This is a genomic window from Flavobacterium phycosphaerae (genome assembly GCF_010119235.1).
In the GTDB taxonomy this organism is placed as follows: Bacteria; Bacteroidota; Bacteroidia; order Flavobacteriales; family Flavobacteriaceae; genus Flavobacterium; species Flavobacterium phycosphaerae.
Genome location: NZ_JAAATZ010000001.1, coordinates 1,830,292 through 1,844,873, shown reverse-complemented (window position 1 = coordinate 1,844,873; position 14,582 = coordinate 1,830,292). Strand labels below are relative to the sequence as shown.

Sequence of the window (14,582 nt, the reverse complement as noted above, 5' to 3'; positions counted from 1 at the left end):
ACTTAATTGGGCAGGTTGTCCCACGAAAATAATTCGTAGGATTCAGCAGTAGTTCCCATAGAATTGCGACCGCCCGTATCATCATCATTTCCATAATCACCACTGGTTGACGTGCCCGTACCTCCATTTCGACCTCCTGTATCGGCAACGGTCCTCAAACCTGATCCCGTGTCTGAACTCTTTCCGCCTCCGATATCGGCGTTCTGATTGCTTAGCAATCCACCTCCAGAATTACGTGCGCCGGTGCCAAATGTGCAAACCTGTCCTGGAATGTATTCCAAAGATAAAACGGCAAGGTCGCCACTGCGAATATCTATAACACGACCGCCTGTATCATCATCTGAATCATCAAACGGATTGCTTCCTAAACTTCCTGGACCAAGATCACCCGGAGTATTTTTTCCACCAATTTCATAGGATAAAAACTCTCCTGTTCCAGTTCCAGTATTTGTACCACGTCCACCGATATAGTGAGGATCAAAATCATCATTTACCTGTCCAGTGTCAGATGAAGTTCCCTTTCCGCCACCACTAGAACCATTTACTCCAATTTCGATAAATCCGTAAAGACCTCCTAATCCTCCATCGCTACTTTTTCCACCACCAGTATCGTATAGATCAAAATCGTCATCGTCAAACTGCCCTGTATCACTGGAAGTACCGCGGCCTCCTGTATTTCTACCGCCAATTTCGTTGGGATATGTAAATATGTAGTTGGTTTTATTGTCGAGTGAAAGTACAATCATTCCACCGCTTGTATCACGAGGTGTACCTTGACTACCGCCAATATTTAAAAGGAAATCTCCGAACGGATCTGTACTTGGAGTTTTACTACCACCAATTGATGGATTTTGCGTTGACTGTGAATAGCCAACAAATGCGCCTAAAAAGGCGAGAGCAAGAAACGCACAGTGTTTCAAATTTGATATGAAATTTGTTTTCATGATAATAAAAATTAAAATTGATATTGATTAAATTCCAGTTATCGGACGGTGGGCCCACCTGTTACCGATTTACAACTGACCTAAAAAACGTTTTAGGATTTTTACTTTTGGCTACAAATAACCGTTAAACACCACTGTCAACTTTTGAAATTGACAACGGGTTGAATGCACCGTTTTTAAGTGGATACATCTGACCATTGACTTCCTGATAAAACTCAATTCCCAAGGCAAGGAATAAAGGTTTGGTGCTCGCCGCCGTAACCTGATTGGTCTGAGCGATTGCCGCGGTTGCCGTAGCGTCCCATGGCAATATTGCAGTTTCCGAAGTGTCCGCAATAAATGTCTCTGCCTCGAAGTCAATTTCGGCACCTCCCGAAATAATCTTAAAGTGAGTGGTTCCCGACGGCGCTGCAATCATGTTAACCGGAATAAACGATGGAATATCCACTGTTATCTCTCCTGTGGCGCGATCAATTGCACTGGTAAAGGGAGCATAAAGGCTTGTACCCAATTTACCCCGGATGTTGAATTCAAATCCAACAAGTAATTCCGCCTCTCCGTCAATCACATTTCTCAAACCACGCTCACTGACTAAATCAGCCTGAATCACTTTTACCATTTCACGGGTTAGTCTGCTAACCATTCTACCGTCGGCAGAATTCAATAGTAGAGCTCTTAGTGCAGTCCGAAGCAATTTTCCCGACTTCCCAGCCCTTCCAAACTCCGAACCGTTCTCACGTGTTCTTTGAAACGCAGGATCACTTTCTATCCTACTTTTTTCGATACCTCCTTTCTCGCGGGCGAGGTGCCCGTCTTGCGAAGTCTTGTAAAAGGTAATACCTCCGATAGTACCTTTCAGTTTAATTATGCCTTTCTGTCTTGCCATAATTTCTAAAACTTTGATTAATAATTTCGTTTTGTTACTCCCTCATTTTTCAGAATTGTTGCAACTAATTTTCGAATGATTTACACAAAGTTTCCAGTAATAGCAGGACATTTCAAAGGCTTGCAATCAAAACCCACCAATATTCGACCATAACCGCCAATAATAATTAATGGCGATTTCCTGAAATTTTATAGTTTTGTACTATGGTGTTTGAGTATGGTAACCCCATACCAAAGGCATACATAAAGTATCAATTGTTGAAATGGGAGCAAGTACTACAAGAGTGTGCATGTATCCGAAAGATGTTCAACGCATAATGGGAAAAGAATACACCCAGGCACGGTTGTATTTAAAGAAGATTAAGAAGCATCTCAATAAAGAAGATCATCAATATATTTCCGTAGAGGAGTTTTCCAGATATACTGGACTTCCATTAGAAGAAGTTTTGCGTTGCATGGTGTAGGATAAAACTTGAACAGCTTAAAGACTGTCGAACAATTGAAACTGATGGAAACCAGTTCAATTTATGGTACGAAATCACTAAATATGTTTGGAAACATCCCTGATAATTCTTAAATTTACATCATAAGATTTGATGATTTTTGCAGTACAGATGCAAAATCGAGACCCTAGTTTTTAAGGTTTTTGAAACCACCGTAAATAAAGGGGTTAGCAGATTGGTTCGAATCCTGCTCTCCCCACGAATAAATGAATTTAAAAAGAAAAACGCCAAACTTGTTTGAGCGTTTTTTTTATTTGAATTCATTTTCAGAGCGTAGCTCTGCAGGATATTGCGAAGCAAAATCCTGTTTGCAATAAGCAGAGTAATTACACAATCACAAAGTAATCCTGCCTATTTTCAGAACGTTGCGAAGCAAAATCCTCTAAAAAACAAAAAAAGCCCTTATTTTCATAAAGGCTTTTTCATTATAATTTTTATTCTTGTTTTATTCTAAAGCGAAAGTCACACTGACATTGGTATTAATCTCCAACTCGCCTACCGCCAAGGTTTCTCTACTTTGAACTGCATCGGCAGCCATTGCCATCATTCCTCCTTTATACATAGGCTGTGGCACATACACTTGTGAATTATCGGTAATCAGCAAAGCTTTACCCACTTTTTGTCCAAGTACCGAAGCATAGTCAGTTGCTTTTTGTTTGGCATTCAACATCGCATTTCTTCGGGCGTCTTTTTCATATTCCTCCATTTTAGACGACTTGAATTCCACCCCTTGTATAGTATTAACTCCGGCATCGTTTAGACCCATCATAATGGTATCGTATTTTTTCAAATCTTTTAACGTTATACTCAAGGTTTGACTCGCCTGAAAGTTGTATTTCTTTTTGTCATAGTCGTAAGTTTTATAAAGGCTCACATTATTCGTTTTATAATCGGTAGCCGGGATGCCGCTACTTTTTAAGAATTTAATCACTTTGTCTACCACTTCATCGTTTAGATTTTTAACTTCTTTGGCATCTTTGCCCGAATTTTGAAATCCAACAGTTACTACTGCCTGATCGGGGGTGATTTTTACTTTTCCTTCTCCGGTAACCGAAATTTGCGGTACTTGAGGCTTCTGCTCTTGGGCTTGAACGGTGATAGCTAAAATTAGGGCTACCAATACAACTGCTTTTTTCATAATTTATTATTTTTAATGATGATGCTTTTGAGGTTTCAAAAGTTGTGCCAATTATAATTTTCCGGCTTTGGCCATGACAAACAAAATAACAATCGGAATGGCTAATAAGATAACCATAAAAGTACTATATTCAAACAAGGCAGGCTCTTTTAACAATGTGATCGCATATCCGCCAATAGCTCCGCCAAAATGGGCTGTATGTCCAATATTGTCGCTCTTGGATTTCATTCCGTAAATGGAATACAGCAAATACCCAATTCCGAAAACATACGCCGGCATAGGAATTACTCCAAAAATACCAATGGTCATATCCGGATATAATAAAATGGCTGAGTAAATAATTCCGGTAACAGCACCCGAAGCACCTACAGCTCTGTAACTATAATCATTACCATGAAAAACCATAGTGAGTAAACTACCAAAAATGAGGCTACCGACATAGATTAAAAGAAACGTAAAATTACCAAGACCTTCATACACGACAGGTGCAAAAGAGTAAAGCGCAATCATATTAAAGGCCAAATGAAAAAAATCAGCGTGCAAAAAAGCAGAGCTAATCATCCTGAATTGTTCTCCGGCTCTAATACTGCCTACATGGAACTGGTATTTCCGAAAAAAATATTCATCGTTAAATCCTTTAAGACTGATAAGAACGTTGGCCAAAATAATGCCTATTAAAAACAGGTTGAGCATAATTGAAATATTTCCGTAAAAATAATAATACTTCTTGTAGGTTTTGTTAACGGCTGTCGATTAAAATAACTTTTAACTTTATATTTGCATAAAATTTTACGAATGCAACTTCTTGTCTTTATTCTGCTCTACCCTATTCTTTGGTTAATTTCGATACTGCCGTTTCGATTGCTTTACCTTTTTTCAGATGGCATTTATGTATTGGTATACCACGTAATTGGGTATCGAAAAAAAATAGTTCGCAACAATATAGCTATCGCCTTACCTCATTTATCTGAGGTGGAACGCTTACAAATAGAAAAAAAATTCTACCATCATATGTGTGATATGTTTTTGGAAATGATAAAAACCATGACCATTTCAAGAGCAGAGTTGGATAAGCGATACACTTTTACCAATATTGATTTGTATTTGGATTTGGAAAAAAAGCAGAAAAGCATTGCGGTATTGATGGCGCACTATGCTTCTTATGAATGGGCCATTTCTATGAACAACATCATCAATTTTGAAGGTTTTGCCATTTATAAAAAAATTGCCAATAAGTATTTTGATAAATTGGTTAGAGACATTCGTTCAAAATTCAAAGCGACTTTAATCACCAATCGGGAAACGATTAGAATCATTGAAAAAAATGCTAAAAATAAACATCTCGGCGTGTATGGTTTTGCCAGCGATCAATCGCCACAATTGAGCAAAACGCATCATTGGTCTACGTTTATGGGGGTTGAAACGCCGGTTCATACCGGAGCCGAAATGCTGGCCAAACGATTTGACATGAATGTGATATTCCTAAAAACCCGAAAAGTAAAACGAGGGTATTATGAAGGTACTTTTGAATATTTGGCCGAAAATCCTAAAGAAGTGCCCAATTATCAAATTTCGGATGAGTTTTTAAAACGGGTGGAAAAGCAAATTCTCGAAGCTCCCGAATATTATTTATGGACACACAAACGCTGGAAACACCGTAAAAATTAATTTTCAACATTTACCACATTGTTCCGTTTCAATACTCGTTCTATAATTTGAACCAGTTTTTCACCATATTTTTTTCACCTTGTAAAGCTTGTTTATGTACAAATTCATTGGTTTTGAAATTGTATTCATAATCAACGCCCCATTCTTTATGATTTTTAGCCAAAGCTTTAATGCTTTCACACACCATTTGAATTTCTGCAGTAGTAGTAGTTGGATGAATTGACATTCTGATCCAACCCGGTTTTTTGATTAAGTCACCGGAAGTAATTTGGCACACTAAATCGTTAGAAGTTTCTTTATCAACGTGCAGTAAATAATGACCGTACGTTCCGGCACAGCTGCAACCGCCACGGGTTTGGATACCGAATTTATCGTTCAGTAATTTCACGCCAAGATTAAAATGCAACTCATCAATATAAAACGAAATTACACCCAAACGGTCTTGATGTTGATTTGCTAAAATGTGAAGATTTTCAATGTTATTCAATTCAGAAAAAATATAGTCAACAATTTCATGTTCTCTTTTTAAGATATTGTCAACGCCCATTTGTTCCTTCAACTGTATGGCTAAAGCAGTTTTAATAACTTGTAAAAAACCGGGAGTTCCGCCGTCTTCTCTGTCTTCAATATTGTCTATATATTTATGTTCTCCCCATGGATTGGTCCAACTCACGGTGCCTCCCCCGGGACAATCGGGTATGTTATTTTTGTATAAATTTTTATTAAAAATCAAAACGCCTGAAGTTCCGGGACCACCCAAAAACTTATGTGGTGAAAAGAAAATAGCATCTAAATAACATTCTTCATCCGGATGCATATCAATGGCGACATAGGGTCCTGAACAAGCAAAATCCACAAAACAAACGCCATTATGCTGATGCATTAGTCTCGCAACTTCATGATATGGAGTTCTAATTCCGGTTACATTAGAACAAGAGGTTATGGAGGCTATTTTGAAACTGCGATCGTTGTATTGCTCGAGTAAGGTTTTAAATTCATTCAGGCAGAACAAACCATCTTCTGTTGCCGGTATAACAATTACATCGGCAATCGTTTCCAGCCATGAAGTTTGGTTCGAATGATGCTCCATGTGAGAAATGAACACTACGGGTTTTAGTTCTTTTGGAATTTTGGTAAACTCTTTTAAGTTTTCCGGAATTTTTAAACCGAGAATGCGCTGAAACTTGTTCACCACTCCGGTCATGCCGGTACCGGTATTGATTAAAATATCATTTTCATTGGCATTAACGTGCTTTTTGATAATATGCTTAGCTTCATGATACGCCATGGTCATGGCCGTTCCGGAAATGGTAGTTTCAGTATGTGTATTGGCTACAAACGGTCCAAATTCGTTCATCAGTTTTTCTTCAATCGGACGGTACAATCTTCCACTGGCTGTCCAATCGGTATATACCATTTTCTTTTTTCCGAAAGGAGAATCAAACTCTTGGTTTATCCCAATAATATTATCACGAAATGGTTGAAAATAGTGCTCTAATGCTGTTTTGGTTTCTGTAGTAATCATTTGGTAATCATTTGCGCCCAAAGATACATTATTTTTAATTTGGGCTAAAACAAATGACCTTTCTTGTGAAATTCATAAAAAAATCTTTTCATTTAAACCTTATCTTTGTTAGAAAGTCCAAGCATCAAATTTAAAAAGCTATGAAAAAAATTGTTGCCTTACTATTCCTTGTTTTTGGAACAACAACCAGTTTCAGTCAGGAGAATGAAAATCCTGAAAACACCGGAGTTAATTTTAGTTTAGAAGGAGCTTTGGCTATGTTTAAAAAAGCCAATTCGCTTAAAAACTTTGAACGCATCATTAATGACAAAAAGAACAATGTCAATAATCTTGACCTTAACGATGATGGAGAAATTGATTATATCAATGTAGATGACATTAAAAACGGAGATAGTCATATTCTTGTTTTAAGCACGTATCTTTCTGAAACCGAAAAGCAAGATATTGCTACGATTTCTATAGAAAAAACAGGCGAAGCACAGGCGGTTCTTCAAATTGAAGGAGACAATAACTTGTATGCCGAAAATACGATTATTGAACCTACTGAAGAAAAAGAAACGCTCAAAGAGTTAAAAGATGGCGGGCCAAATGCACCCGTTGTTGAAATTCAATCTCTAGTGGTTAATGTGTGGTTTTGGCCATGTGTAAGTTATATTTATGCCCCTCAATATGTAATTTGGAAGTCGCCATACCGTTGGAGTTTTCGTCCAAATTGGTGGAGACCTTGGCATCCTTATGCCTATAAAATTTTCTATGTTCGTTGCGCTCCTCATCGACTGTGGTACCGTCCGGGAGCCAGTCGCAGAGTGGTTGCTGCCAGAAACTCTTATACAGCAGTAAGACACACTTCAACTTTAGTAGTTCGCAATCGAAAAAATACCACTATTGTCCATGAAAAAATACGTGGAGCGAGTGTTAAAACCGTTCCTGTAAAAAGAATCAAAATAAAAAGTCCCGCTGTAAAAAGAGGTTCAATTAAAGGTATTCAAAGAGGAGGAGGCAGAAGATAGTTTAAAAAAACATAAGTTATTCTTTTTTTGGAGGACTATGATAAACGGTTATCAATCAAGACAAATGCTCTTTGTAGTATTTAAATTTCAAAAAACACATAAAAATCCCCATTGTTGGGGATTTTTTTTATAATTTAATTCCCCAAATTTGAATCTCTAATTATAAACCAAAAACAACATGAACAATCAGACTTACACCGCCACCGGTTATCTAGATTTAGGCAACCATCTTATCGCTTTAGACATTGCATTACCCAGTCCGCCAAGACGAGAGGATTTTTCAATATCTTATTATAACCTCACTAGACGATCGGAGTACAATGGTGTAAAAATGAATGTCATCTTATGTGAATTCACATATGAAAATGACCCCGGAAATCAATTTGATCCGGAAACAACTGATCGTTATAAAGTATCTGTAGATTATACAACGATTCAGAAACCAAGAGAAATACCAACGGTTGAAGATTTTAATTTTGAAGAAAACCCTCAATGTCTTTTTTTATTCTTCCACAGCACTGCAGCGGATGAATATGACAGACAGACATTTTTTGACGATTTGGAAAAATTATATTTCGGAGCTATAAAATCTTCGTATGTCTTGAGCACGGCACCATTGATGAGAACCGCTCCAATTCCTATTGGTAGGCCAAGAACCTTAGGTACTTCTTTAATCCTTAGGTAATCTTTTTAATGGTTAATTTATATAACAATAAAAGCATCCTGCTTACTATATTTTTTATGGTAAGTCAGGTATGCTTTTCTCAGTCAATTGATTTGAAAAAAATCAGCGATTTAATCCAAAAAGGTGAAAATCTAAAAGCCCTTAAGCTATTAAAATCAATTGATGAAAAAAAATTACCAAAGATAAAATTGCCAGAAAATATTTCTTGATGGGAAAAGCTTATGGCAATGAAAACATTAATGATTCAAGTTATGCTTCTTTTTTAAAAAGCGAAAAAATATACATATCTATAGACAGTATCCCCAGTGCCATGGAAGCTAAATTGGAAGTGGCCTATGGATTAAGTGTAGAAAAAACAAAATATGCAGCCTCTAAAAGATATTACACAGAATACCTGAAGTACACCTATGACACTAAAAATCCTAGGTTAATTACAAAAGGAGACTATGAAATGGCAAACTTTCTTATGGACATGGAGCCTATACTGAGTAGACAGTATTATTTCAAAGCACTAAAGCAAAACAAAATTACCAGAGATGAAAAAATGTATGGCACTATTGTCTCAGGTTTAGCTGTACTTTACAACCAAAGACTAAACCAAAGAGATTCAGCACTTTATTATTATGAAAAGCATTAGCCATTTCAAAAAAATATAAAGACCCTAACGCAATTTGTTCAAATCTTATGGAACAAGCAGGCGTTTTTTACAATAAGAAAGAATACAAAAAAGCCATTCAATTGCTAAAGGAAGCAGACAAAGTACCAATAACTATTTATGTTAAAAACATAAAAAGTCGCATCCACATGTATCTTTCTAATAACTATTCAGAAATTGGCGACTTTGAAAAAGCTTATAATGAATTAATGGATTATCTTGAAACAAACAACCAAGATGTATTTGAAAAGCAAAATCAGCAAATTACTGACCTCCAAACACGATATGAAACCAAAGAAAAAGAACTCGAAAATCTTAATCTGAAAGTAAAAGACAAAAATAACCGCTTACTCATTTTCATGTTTTTAGCACTCTTTGTCATAGTATCATTTATAGGTTTCTTCAGAATAAAAATCCTAAGCAAAAAGAAACAAATAGCCGAACAAGAAAGACTAATTGAATCTCAAAAACTGGAAAATGTTCTTCAACAACAAGAACTCAAAGAAATTGACAAATTACTGGAAGGACAAGAAAAAGAGCGCATTAAAATTGCCAATGAACTGCATGACAATTTGGGTAGTTTAATGGCTACTCTGAAACTCAATTTTCAAAATTTAAAACTTAGAGCTGATTCCAATGAAGAATCCAATCAGCTTTTTGATAAAACTGATGACTTACTTGAGGAAGCCTATCAAAAAGTAAGAGGGATAGCTCATGCCAAAAATGCCGGAGTAATTGCCAATGAAGGCCTATTACCCGCTATTTTAAACATTGCCAAAAAAGCCTCTGTTACAGGGAAATTAAACGTACAGGTTATTCCATTCGGATTGGATGAACGGCTAGAAAACACCATTGAAGTTACAATTTTCAGAATGATTCAGGAAATCCTGACCAATGCCATAAAACATGCTAAAGCCACTGAAATAACCATACATTTAACCCAACATCAGGACAGTTTAAATATTATTGTCGAAGATAACGGTAAAGGATTTAATGCGAAAAGCATAGAAAAAAATGAGGGTATGGGATTACCTAATATAGAAAAGAAAGTAGAGCACATGGGCGGCACCTTTACTATTGACAGTGCAGTAGGAAGAGGCTCCTCTATAATAATTGACATACCGTTATGATAAGATTAGCAATTGCAGAAGATCACCAAGCACTGATTGACGGAATGAAATTGTTCCTTAAGGAACAACCCGACATTGAAATTATCGGGGAAGCTAATGATGGTGAAGCTCTTATTGAGCTGGTTAGAACAAAACAACCCAGTATAGTTGTTACGGACATTCGAATGCCAAAATGCGATGGTATTTCTGCTACCAAAATCATCAAAGAAGAATTCCCTGCCATCAAAGTAATCGCATTCAGCATGTTTGATCAAGTAGAAGCTGTCGAACAAATGAAGCTAGCTGGTGCCTCGGGGTATATCATGAAAAATTCTTCTCTTCAAAAAGTATTGGAAGCTATAAGAACAGTGGACAAAATCGGTAAATATTTTGATGACGCCATCTTAACGGTTGATGATTTTACCAAAGAAGTAGTGATTCTTAGCGCAAGAGAAAAAGATATCCTGCGTCTCATTGGCGAAGGACATTCCTCTCAAGAAATTGCCGATATTCTTTCTATTGGAAAAGCTACTGTAGACACCCATCGCAAAAACATCATAAAAAAAATAAATATTCACGGTAAAACTGATTTGATTCGGTTTGCCATAGAACGAAAGTATGATTTTTAGTTAATGAAAAATATTTAAAAAAGTAAGAAAAAAGAGAAGTGAAAATCCCCATTGTTGGGGATTTTTTTTTGAAATTCATTATCGACCTTTGAACTATCAAATCATAAGAAAAAGCATAATTCAGAATGACAACCCCATAATTCATTCCGAATAGAACAAAACACAAAGCCCCGTGTCTGTATATGAATTCTGAATACAAAAGCTATACAAGCAATTTGTATTTTTTTTAAAATAAAAATTTGGTTAGTTAAGTAAGAATCCTGCCCGAGCGTAATCGTAGTTGTTTGATAGGGCAGGTTTTTTATCACAAATAATATAGGTTGGCAACAGAAGATATACCTACCTCCTCACGCCCTCTTGCAAATTTGAGACTTTTAGTAAGGGGGATAGTGAGGTGATTAGTAAAAAAGAAACAAAACTAAAATACAAAAATTATGAGTTGGAATAACGTAGACACCCAGTGCAGAATAATGTATGGAGAACAATTAACCTTAAGTTCAAAACCACAAGAACGTAAATTTATCATCCGCACCATCGCCGATGAATTTCCACATTTTTCAAGAGTAAGAATAGCGGCCACAGTAGATCATTGCTTTAAAGTTAACCAAGGCCCCATTCCACGCAGGACTTTTTTAACCTTTGTCCAAAATTTTCTTAGATAAGGAGTAAACTAATCGAACAAACCGCAATTTTAGATTTAGTTATCAAACCAAAGGCATTTGAATAAAACTAACAAGCCTAGATCAACAACTTAGTACAGCTCAAAAAGCACGTAAGTTTTGGTATAAATCAGTACTAGTTCATTAAATGCCACAATAAAGCCGATAATGTTATATTATCGGCTTTTAAATTATTATTTCTATTTTTTACTCTCAAAAAGCCTCATCATCTCATTGGCTTTATCCACTTGATTGATTGCCATTAAGGATTTAGCATACCGATAATAATATACCGGTTCTAAATCGGTCGTTATTTCAAACAATTGACAATACCATTCTGCCGCCATAACTAAATCATCATCAAAAAAGCTTCGATCTGCTACTTTTTTAAGCATTTCAACTGATTTGTATCCTTTATTTAAAACCCTTTCATAGGTATTTAAAATATTAATTTTGACAGAGGTCTTTCTTTCTTTTGAAACAATAGTGTCAATTTTAATGGGTTTTATAGTTTCATCACCAACTATTTTAGTAGAAGCGTTTGAAAAATTGTCAGCTACAATCGCCACTTTTTCTCTTACAAACTTAGGGGTTACAACCCTAACATTGTTAGGTCCCAAATCATTGGTATTGACTAAACTTAAATTTGAAACCGTATAGGTACTGGTACTGCTGCCAAAAGTTTGGTTGATCTTTTCTTCGACGTGATAAGACACAACCTTAAACTGATTATCAGATATTTTATCCGACTGTACTATGGTATTTTCCCATTTCGCGTTAGTCGCAACGCCTTCGTTGTGCTGGGCAAAACAATTAAAAGAAAAAATACCTGTAACTGCTGTAAAAAGAAGGGTATAATTTTTCATATTAACTTAAATTAAAGGTTATTACAAAAAATTTAGGGTTACATAAAGGTACTTAAATTTAGTTTTTAAATTGGATATTTTTTAATTTATTTTACTGAAAATCAATCTAAAAATTACTAAAAAGCAATACGTTATGAAAATTCCCCTAAAAACACTTTGTCGGTTTTTCACTATGCTATCTGATTATATTACAAATAATTATTAGTTTAGTGTTTAATTGCCAAAAAGTCGTAGGCATGGGCGATAAAATCAGCATCAAATTAACTGTTTGAAATTAAAAACCATTAAATGATAAAACCAACGGCCACACTAAATTTTAATGTTATTGAACATGTGATGACTGAATCAAAAATTGCTGATTTAATCATCGCACGAGATAAACAACCGCAAACTCTCGGAATGGAAATTCGTTGTCGGATTATACCGGAAAAATCAAATCCAGTCAGCCTATTTTATATTCTGGAATTCATATATAAAGCTCCTGAAAACATGAGTCATCATGATGATATCGCTGTTTTGGTAGAGGTTACTGAAGGGCCTTCTATTCAAATTCTCGAATTTAAAATCAATTAAAAAAGCCTTATAAAAACTATGATTATGACAGTAACAGCACAATTGTCCAAAAACCTAAGAGATGTTCACTTTGGTGGCAACTGGACTTGTTCAAACCTAAAAGAACAGCTGGCTGATGTAACTTGGCAGGAAGCGACCAAACAAGTATATTCGTGCAACAGTATAGCAACACTAACCTTTCATGTGAATTATTTTGTTTGTGCTGCTATGAAAGTACTGCAAGGAGGGCCACTTGATGCCCATGATAAATTCAGTTTTGATCACCCACCTATTCTTTGTCAAAAAGATTGGGAAACATTTTTAGAAAAAATTTGGAATAATGCCGAAATTTTTGCCCAATTGATAAAACAATTGGACGATAGTAATCTTTCGGAGCATTTTACAGATGAAAAATATGGCAGTTATTACCGAAATATTAGCGGTATAATTGAACACATGCATTACCACTTGGGACAAATTGCAATACTTAAAAAAATAATACGATTAGCAAATTGAAAAAAATAATCTAAAAAGAAACGATATGAAAAATATAATCTATGTGATGGTTTTACTCATTTCATCAACCTTAACACAAACCGTCAAGGCACAAGAACTAAAACTAAAAGACAACGTTGTCTTGCTTGGTGACAAACCTGCTTTTTCGTTTGACAAAAAGGCTATGAACAATGAGTTTCATCTGTACAAACTTAATACACAAGAAGAATTGGTGGTATTGAAACACCAGCATGTAGGAGCCGATACCGGTGCCCAAGATGACTTTAAAAAAATAATTTTTGCCAAACAAAATATAGTTATTGAATCGAAAGTGCTGCAAAAACGGAATTGGAAGTTCCTAATTCAATTGCTGCTCGACGAAAAAGTACTCGATCCTTCGACGGGAACGGTTGATGTTAAAAACCTAGAACGTTTTGCCGGTAAGTATGATGAAAAAATAACCCCTCGAAAGTAAAAAAAAGCCTCTAATTTCAGGGGCTTTACTTTTAAAACAACATTTTAATTTCTTTGACTTCGTAATGCATTATGCTATCATCCTCCAACAGAACGGCCAACTTACCGTCTCGAGTTACCTCTTTAATAATTCCCATAAACCGATTTCCGGTTGTGTCTTCAAAAGGCGATGGATAATCTCGTTTAAATAACATTTCATGATACGTTTCCCAGAGGGTTGTCGAATTTTGCTCCATAGTCATAACATAAGTTTCGATACTTTTTCCAAACAAAAGAGCCATTTCTTCTGGATTATACTCTTCTCCAGTTATACAAGCCAAAGAAGTCGCTTGAGGCAAGTCTTTAAAATTGGTTTGATTCAAATTGAGTCCTAAACCAACTACTGAAGTAAAACTACCATCAAACTTTAAAGTATTTTCAATCAATATGCCACCCATTTTCTTTGTGCCTGCCATAATGTCGTTGGGCCATTTTATTTTTAAGTCAGGGATTTTCAGTACACTCAAAACGTTCATTACACCAAGTATTACAGCCACATTAAAGTCGAAAAGGCGTTCGCCATCAAGTCTGATACCTTTAGCCAAAACACTCATTGTTAAGTTTTTACCCGGTTCGCTAAACCATTGCGCTCCCATTTGTCCTCGGCCTTTAGTTTGTTCTCGGGCTATGACAATAGTGTAATTTTCAAGCTCATTTTCTTTAGTCAATTGCTTAAGATAATCATTTGTTGAATCTATGGCATCGAGTTTGATGATAGGCATTAGAGGAAAGTTTTTAATAGTAAA

The 14,582-nt window shown here is 35.9% G+C and carries 16 protein-coding genes; 9 read left to right on the top strand and 7 right to left on the bottom strand.

From position 1 onward, the window contains the following. Positions 1–2 precede the first annotated feature (2 nt). From GUU89_RS08155 to GUU89_RS08140, 4 genes are all read right to left on the bottom strand, one after another. Positions 3–746 carry a hypothetical protein gene (locus tag GUU89_RS08155; RefSeq protein ID WP_162127447.1) on the bottom strand — a complete coding sequence of 248 codons (744 nt, stop codon included), beginning with the start codon at positions 744–746 and terminating at the stop codon, positions 3–5. A gap of 322 nt (positions 747–1,068) precedes the next feature. Next, positions 1,069–1,830 (bottom strand): hypothetical protein, encoded by a 762-nt coding sequence (locus GUU89_RS08150; protein ID WP_162127446.1) that lies wholly within the window; start codon positions 1,828–1,830, stop codon positions 1,069–1,071. Positions 1,831–2,777: 947 nt separating this feature from the next. Further along, positions 2,778–3,470: an SIMPL domain-containing protein gene (locus GUU89_RS08145; protein ID WP_162127445.1), complete on the bottom strand. Its 693-nt coding sequence runs from the start codon at positions 3,468–3,470 to the stop codon at positions 2,778–2,780. A 51-nt stretch (positions 3,471–3,521) separates the two neighbouring features. Next, a complete protein-coding gene (locus GUU89_RS08140) occupies positions 3,522–4,163 on the bottom strand; it encodes a rhomboid family intramembrane serine protease (RefSeq protein ID WP_162127444.1) in 642 nt (213 codons plus the stop codon). A 102-nt stretch (positions 4,164–4,265) separates the two neighbouring features. Here GUU89_RS08140 and GUU89_RS08135 point away from each other — a divergent pair, with 102 nt between their 5' ends. Next, complete coding sequence (locus GUU89_RS08135; RefSeq protein WP_162127443.1) at positions 4,266–5,138, top strand: lysophospholipid acyltransferase family protein; 873 nt, start codon at positions 4,266–4,268, stop codon at positions 5,136–5,138. Between the two features lie 40 nt (positions 5,139–5,178). On the opposite strand, the gene GUU89_RS08130 is transcribed toward GUU89_RS08135, so the two are convergent. Then, positions 5,179–6,663: an aminotransferase class V-fold PLP-dependent enzyme gene (locus GUU89_RS08130; protein WP_162127442.1), complete on the bottom strand. Its 1,485-nt coding sequence runs from the start codon at positions 6,661–6,663 to the stop codon at positions 5,179–5,181. 140 nt (positions 6,664–6,803) lie between these two features. Here GUU89_RS08130 and GUU89_RS08125 point away from each other — a divergent pair, with 140 nt between their 5' ends. The 5 genes from GUU89_RS08125 (at position 6,804) to GUU89_RS08105 (ending at position 10,751) form a co-directional block, all read left to right on the top strand. Next, on the top strand, positions 6,804–7,673 hold the full coding sequence (locus tag GUU89_RS08125; RefSeq protein ID WP_162127441.1) for a M73 family metallopeptidase: 870 nt from the start codon (positions 6,804–6,806) through the stop codon (positions 7,671–7,673). 178 nt (positions 7,674–7,851) lie between these two features. After that, positions 7,852–8,358 (top strand): hypothetical protein, encoded by a 507-nt coding sequence (locus tag GUU89_RS08120; protein ID WP_162127440.1) that lies wholly within the window; start codon positions 7,852–7,854, stop codon positions 8,356–8,358. A 208-nt stretch (positions 8,359–8,566) separates the two neighbouring features. Further along, positions 8,567–8,995, top strand: coding sequence for a PaRep2b protein (locus tag GUU89_RS08115; RefSeq protein WP_162127439.1), 429 nt, complete (start codon positions 8,567–8,569; stop codon positions 8,993–8,995). 47 nt (positions 8,996–9,042) lie between these two features. Beyond that, positions 9,043–10,143 (top strand): sensor histidine kinase, encoded by a 1,101-nt coding sequence (locus GUU89_RS08110; protein ID WP_162127438.1) that lies wholly within the window; start codon positions 9,043–9,045, stop codon positions 10,141–10,143. After that, the gene (locus tag GUU89_RS08105) at positions 10,140–10,751 is read left to right on the top strand and encodes a response regulator (RefSeq protein ID WP_162127437.1); all 612 of its coding nucleotides are present in this window, start codon (positions 10,140–10,142) and stop codon (positions 10,749–10,751) included. The genes GUU89_RS08110 and GUU89_RS08105 overlap by 4 nt, the downstream gene beginning before the upstream one ends. A gap of 859 nt (positions 10,752–11,610) precedes the next feature. Here the strand turns inward: GUU89_RS08105 and GUU89_RS08100 are convergent. Further along, positions 11,611–12,276 carry a hypothetical protein gene (locus GUU89_RS08100; RefSeq protein WP_162127436.1) on the bottom strand — a complete coding sequence of 222 codons (666 nt, stop codon included), beginning with the start codon at positions 12,274–12,276 and terminating at the stop codon, positions 11,611–11,613. A gap of 288 nt (positions 12,277–12,564) precedes the next feature. On the opposite strand from GUU89_RS08100, the gene GUU89_RS08095 reads away from it, so the two are divergent. The 3 genes from GUU89_RS08095 to GUU89_RS08085 are packed head-to-tail and all read left to right on the top strand — an operon-like array spanning position 12,565 to position 13,798. Further along, the gene (locus GUU89_RS08095; RefSeq protein WP_162127435.1) at positions 12,565–12,849 is read left to right on the top strand and encodes a hypothetical protein; all 285 of its coding nucleotides are present in this window, start codon (positions 12,565–12,567) and stop codon (positions 12,847–12,849) included. 24 nt (positions 12,850–12,873) lie between these two features. Then, complete coding sequence (locus GUU89_RS08090; protein ID WP_162127434.1) at positions 12,874–13,344, top strand: DUF1572 domain-containing protein; 471 nt, start codon at positions 12,874–12,876, stop codon at positions 13,342–13,344. A gap of 25 nt (positions 13,345–13,369) precedes the next feature. Continuing rightward, positions 13,370–13,798, top strand: a complete 429-nt coding sequence (locus tag GUU89_RS08085) for a hypothetical protein (RefSeq protein ID WP_162127433.1) — start codon at positions 13,370–13,372, stop codon at positions 13,796–13,798. 31 nt (positions 13,799–13,829) lie between these two features. Here GUU89_RS08085 and GUU89_RS08080 read toward each other — a convergent pair whose 3' ends face one another. After that, on the bottom strand, positions 13,830–14,558 hold the full coding sequence (locus GUU89_RS08080; protein ID WP_162127432.1) for a biotin--[acetyl-CoA-carboxylase] ligase: 729 nt from the start codon (positions 14,556–14,558) through the stop codon (positions 13,830–13,832). Between the last annotated feature and the right edge of the window lie 24 nt (positions 14,559–14,582).

What these genes read in the sequence shown, in the direction of transcription:
- GUU89_RS08120 (WP_162127440.1), top strand. Translation starts at nt 7,852, where the DNA reads ATGAACAATCAGACTTACACCGCCACCGGTTATCTAGATTTAGGCAAC.
- GUU89_RS08080 (WP_162127432.1), bottom strand. Translation starts at nt 14,558, where the DNA reads ATGCCTATCATCAAACTCGATGCCATAGATTCAACAAATGATTATCTT.
- GUU89_RS08155 (WP_162127447.1), bottom strand. Translation starts at nt 746, where the DNA reads ATGATTGTACTTTCACTCGACAATAAAACCAACTACATATTTACATAT.
- GUU89_RS08130 (WP_162127442.1), bottom strand. Translation starts at nt 6,663, where the DNA reads ATGATTACTACAGAAACCAAAACAGCATTAGAGCACTATTTTCAACCA.
- GUU89_RS08095 (WP_162127435.1), top strand. Translation starts at nt 12,565, where the DNA reads ATGATAAAACCAACGGCCACACTAAATTTTAATGTTATTGAACATGTG.
- GUU89_RS08115 (WP_162127439.1), top strand. Translation starts at nt 8,567, where the DNA reads ATGGGAAAAGCTTATGGCAATGAAAACATTAATGATTCAAGTTATGCT.
- GUU89_RS08110 (WP_162127438.1), top strand. Translation starts at nt 9,043, where the DNA reads ATGGAACAAGCAGGCGTTTTTTACAATAAGAAAGAATACAAAAAAGCC.
- GUU89_RS08085 (WP_162127433.1), top strand. Translation starts at nt 13,370, where the DNA reads ATGAAAAATATAATCTATGTGATGGTTTTACTCATTTCATCAACCTTA.
- GUU89_RS08100 (WP_162127436.1), bottom strand. Translation starts at nt 12,276, where the DNA reads ATGAAAAATTATACCCTTCTTTTTACAGCAGTTACAGGTATTTTTTCT.
- GUU89_RS08090 (WP_162127434.1), top strand. Translation starts at nt 12,874, where the DNA reads ATGACAGTAACAGCACAATTGTCCAAAAACCTAAGAGATGTTCACTTT.
- GUU89_RS08140 (WP_162127444.1), bottom strand. Translation starts at nt 4,163, where the DNA reads ATGCTCAACCTGTTTTTAATAGGCATTATTTTGGCCAACGTTCTTATC.
- GUU89_RS08125 (WP_162127441.1), top strand. Translation starts at nt 6,804, where the DNA reads ATGAAAAAAATTGTTGCCTTACTATTCCTTGTTTTTGGAACAACAACC.
- GUU89_RS08145 (WP_162127445.1), bottom strand. Translation starts at nt 3,470, where the DNA reads ATGAAAAAAGCAGTTGTATTGGTAGCCCTAATTTTAGCTATCACCGTT.
- GUU89_RS08150 (WP_162127446.1), bottom strand. Translation starts at nt 1,830, where the DNA reads ATGGCAAGACAGAAAGGCATAATTAAACTGAAAGGTACTATCGGAGGT.
- GUU89_RS08135 (WP_162127443.1), top strand. Translation starts at nt 4,266, where the DNA reads ATGCAACTTCTTGTCTTTATTCTGCTCTACCCTATTCTTTGGTTAATT.
- GUU89_RS08105 (WP_162127437.1), top strand. Translation starts at nt 10,140, where the DNA reads ATGATAAGATTAGCAATTGCAGAAGATCACCAAGCACTGATTGACGGA.